This is a genomic window from Paenibacillus maysiensis, assembly GCF_000520815.1.
Lineage (GTDB): Bacteria > Bacillota > Bacilli > Paenibacillales > Paenibacillaceae > Paenibacillus > Paenibacillus maysiensis.
Window position 1 is genome coordinate 1 of the sequence record NZ_ASRY01000032.1, and the last position, 4220, is coordinate 4220.

Below are 4220 nucleotides of genomic sequence, written 5' to 3' on the forward strand. Positions count from 1 at the left end.
GAATATTCTAATCTGTGGAACCATTCTGAACGAAGAGGACATTATGGCCGATTTGCTCAAAGGTAAAATCCCTGGTGTGCGAAGTGTTCGTAAAGCAGCCGTGCTTCAATTTTCAGAGCGTGATGATCTGTGGTCAGAGTGGGAGCAACAATATAATAACTTGCAGGATGAGGACAGGATCAAAACGGCCTTGTCTTTTTTTATAGCTCATGAGGAGGAAATGCTGAAGGGCACGGAAATCCTGTGGAGCGAGTATTTGGATTATTATTATTTGATGTGCAAAAAACAAGCCATGGGGGAAAAGTCATTTTATAAAGAGTTACAAAATGATCCACGTTCAACAGACGAATACATATTTCAAAATCTCATGTATTGGGACAGGTTGCCTGAGTTTGAGGAAATGGAACTTGCCATGTACATTGATCCAGCGATTAAAGCCGGGAAGAAAAATGACTATTCGGCTATTTCGATTATTGGACAGCACAGGAAGACGAAGCAGATGTACGTGATCGATGGAAATATTTACAAACTGCTGCCGGATAGTTTATTCCAAGTCGCAATTGAAAAGTTGAAGCTTTATCCTGTAGATAAACTTGGTTTTGAAGTCAATCAGGCACAGAGCTATATGAAGCAAAAGTTTGAAGAAGAGTTATGGAAAGCGAATATACATACACCCGTAGAAAGTGTGCATTCCAAGGGACAGAAGCATGAACGTATTATTAGCTTGGAGCCGGAAGTGAAGAAGGGACATATTCTGTTCAATTCGGATAACCTCAGATATAACCATCAGGTGAAGGACTACAATCGAAATTGTACATACGACGATGCGCCAGATTCACTTTATGGGGCTGTTCAATTGATTCAGTCGGTCAAGAGTCTGAAATTTTATGATCGCAGTTTGTTATTTTGAGGCTTCTGCTAAAAAATATGTATTGAGTCACTCGTTAAGCAAATGGCAGTTACCTTCAATAACCATAAAGATTGGATGTCAATTGTTTATCATTTGGTGTTGTCGTTGTTTTTAGGTTCTTAGGCTCTTGCCCATTTTCCAAACCTTTAGATAGGCAAGTGCATAGAATGAAAATAAACAATGAAGTCGTGAGAGGAGAATGAAGATTGTACCGTAATTCATGCTATCCATATCAATGGCATAATCCAATGCATGACTATTGGAATAACATCCGTTGGAGTAATAATTGGAATGGTCATTATTATAATGGGGTCAACACGAACGGGTATCCTTATAAATCAACAGATTATGGGCAAAGACCATTTGTAGTAAATATTGACCAAGCTACTAAGCAAAATAATACTTACCGCACCGCTTTGTGGACAGGGAAACACCTTCAAGTAACCCTGATGAGTATTAATGTTGGAGATGATATTGGCTTAGAAGTTCATCCCACAACGGATCAATTCATACGTATTGAAGAAGGTCAGGGACTTGTTCAGATGGGTGAAAGTAAAGATAATTTGAATTTTCAAGCAATGGCCTGTGGTGGCTATGCAATTATGATACCTGCTGGAACATGGCACAATGTTACCAATACGGGGAATACCCCGCTTAAAATATACGTCATCTATGCTCCGCCTGAGCATCCATATGGTACGGTTCATGTAACAAAAGCGGATGCCATGTCTGCTGAATAAAGCCAATATTATTAATGAATCAAGTAAATGAGGTTGGAATGAATTACTAACGGTGAACGCTAGTTCAACAAGGAACTACCTTATTAAAAGGTGGTTCTTTATTTATTTAAGCAACAATTACACAGCCGATTTTGAAAGGAAGAACCTATTTGCAAATTACCGAACAAATCATATTAGATTGTCTAAATGAACTCCAATCGACTGCAATAGCTAAACAGAAATATTCAGATTACTACAATGGTCAGCATGCTATTCTCAAGAACTATGCGATGCAAGAAAGTCGAAGCAATCAAAAGCTCATTTTCAATTTCCCACGTAAGTTTGTAGATAATGAAGTGGGTTATCTGCTCGGTAAGCCAGTAAACTATGTGTCCAAGTCGGATCAGGACGAAGCTATACATAACATAGATGTACATATGAGTCATTGGGACAAAGAGCATAATCTACAGCTTCGGAAACAATCCGAAATCTTTGGCGAGAGCTTTGAATTGAACTATATCGATTCGGATGGTCAGTTCTCATCCACAGTATTATCTCCTTTGAATGCCTATGTGTTGGAGGATGGAACAGCAGAACGAAATGTATTACTTGGCCTACATAAATTTACCCGGCGATTTGATAAGCAAGTGTATTTGGACGTGTATACCGACCATGAAATTCTACATTATACAATCGGCAACGACGACAAACACAATCGGAGTAGGTCGAACCAAGCACCTGAAGTAAAATATATCGGCAAACATAATCACATCTTTGGAAGAGTCCCGCTTATCTCCTGTCCAGCCAATACGGAGAGAAAAAGCGGATTCCAGGATGTGATTTCTTTATTTGATGCCTATAATGCGCTGAATTCCGATTTGGTCAATGAAATTGCAGATCATCGCAACGCCTACCTAGTGATTGAAAATGCCAAGCTGGAAGCAGAAGACTTGTTGAATATGAAGAAGATGGGCATTATTCAAGTTCCGGCTGGAGGAAAGGTAAGCTGGCTTACGAAGGAGATTAATGATTCTTTTGTAAAGAACGAGTTGGACAATATTGAACGCAAAATTTTCGACATGATGGATCAGGTTAACTTTAATGAAAATTGGGCCAGCAATACATCTTCCTTAGCGCTTAGAAACAAGCTGCTGAATCTGGAGAATCGAGTGGCAATGCGTGAAGCGTTAATGGAAAAAGCGATCAAGCAGCGTTTAAGGAATTTCTTCACGTTTCTGCACATTAAAGAAGGTGTGCAATATGATTACCGTGATATCGCGGTGAAGTTTACTCGTAACTTACCGACAGATTTGGTGGGGATGGCTGATGTGATTGTTAAATTGCAGCAAGTCGTATCTCAGGAAACGTTGCTGACACTATTACCATTTGTAGAGAATCCCAAGCTAGAATTCAATAAATTTCATGCAGAACAACAACGATTAGTTGATACGGATAAGGAGGTATTGGATGCAGAATAAAAATAGGATCAAGTGGCTCGTGAAGAATAGCTGTGCTTGTTATCTCGGAGCGAAACACGGTATCTCAAACTACTGCTGTTTACAGGATAGTCCATGTGTATTTTTCGCTCAAGATGATGGTCTGCTCCGTTGTACATATTTTGAAAATGGAGTTTTGCCAATGGACGAGAAGCTGGATCAAGAATATACATCTGAGCGGAATGTAGAATCTGAATTTAAAACAGCGCAACCGAGGGTGAACTGTCAGAAATGTGCGGCTACATTTTCAGCTCATTCGAATCGGCAAAAATACTGTGAGAAATGTAGAGATAAGAATGCGAATGAAAAGACGAAATTGCGGATGCGTCAGATGAGGAAAAAACAGGCTTGATGTTACGCTTTAGAGGTTTAAAAAGCCCAATAAACTAAGGGTGAAAAACAACCCAAAATGAGGAGTTGGTATGTTTGTACCTATTTCTCGTTTTTACGGTTTCTAATGCGTAACATCATTGTAGCAGGTATGACGTTAAACGAATTGAACATACATATACGTGTTCGAAAGCTCGAATCCCAACAGGTTCAGTGTTACGCTTTAGGCTGTCAAAAATCCAAATAAAATAAGGGTTAAAAATAGGCAAAAGTGGGGTGTTGGTATGTTTGTACCTTTTCCTCGTTTTTGTGATTTCTAATGCGTTACATTGCTGTCCTGAGCATGACATTAAACGGCTCAATACATACATAAGCGTGTTCGGTTCTGCGTAGTCGAATGGGCAATAAAGGAGATTATCAAAAATGAATTTAGAACAAGTGAAGCAGTTGATTGAAGAGAACCAAACAAACGAGGAATGGCAAACGTATCTTCAGGGTTTGAATCCGTATAGCGTAGAGGGGATAGAGCAATTCATTCAATCTAATAAGGAAGCAAAAAGTTGGTTCGATAGCACGGTGGACAAACGATCCGCTAAATCGCTGGAAACGTGGAAATCCAATCATTTGGAAAGTGCAGTGGATGCTGAGATCAAGAAGCGATTCCCGGCGAAGGATGAGAAAGAAATCGAAGTTGAGAAGCTACGAGCCGAAGTGGAAAATATGAAGCTAGAGAAGCAGCGTGAACGGTTAACCAGCCAAGCGATC

At 39.7% G+C, this 4220-nt stretch carries 5 protein-coding genes; all 5 read left to right on the forward strand.

The window, feature by feature from the left end; all coding sequences use genetic code 11:
• A partial coding sequence (terL, locus tag L696_RS28095) for a phage terminase large subunit (protein ID WP_155985296.1) occupies positions 1-910 on the forward strand: 910 nt, incomplete at its 5' end.
• A 206-nt stretch (positions 911-1116) separates the two neighbouring features.
• Positions 1117-1650 (forward strand): cupin domain-containing protein, encoded by a 534-nt coding sequence (locus tag L696_RS0102660; RefSeq protein WP_025682273.1) that lies wholly within the window; start codon positions 1117-1119, stop codon positions 1648-1650.
• 149 nt (positions 1651-1799) lie between these two features.
• Positions 1800-3107, forward strand: a complete 1308-nt coding sequence (locus L696_RS0102665; RefSeq protein ID WP_025682274.1) for a phage portal protein — start codon at positions 1800-1802, stop codon at positions 3105-3107.
• A complete protein-coding gene (locus L696_RS0102670; RefSeq protein ID WP_025682275.1) occupies positions 3097-3477 on the forward strand; it encodes a hypothetical protein in 381 nt (126 codons plus the stop codon). Before L696_RS0102665 ends, L696_RS0102670 begins: the two co-directional genes overlap by 11 nt.
• Positions 3478-3878: 401 nt before the next feature.
• The coding region (locus L696_RS0102675) for a capsid assembly scaffolding protein Gp46 family protein (RefSeq protein ID WP_025682276.1) at positions 3879-4220 on the forward strand (342 nt) is incomplete at its 3' end.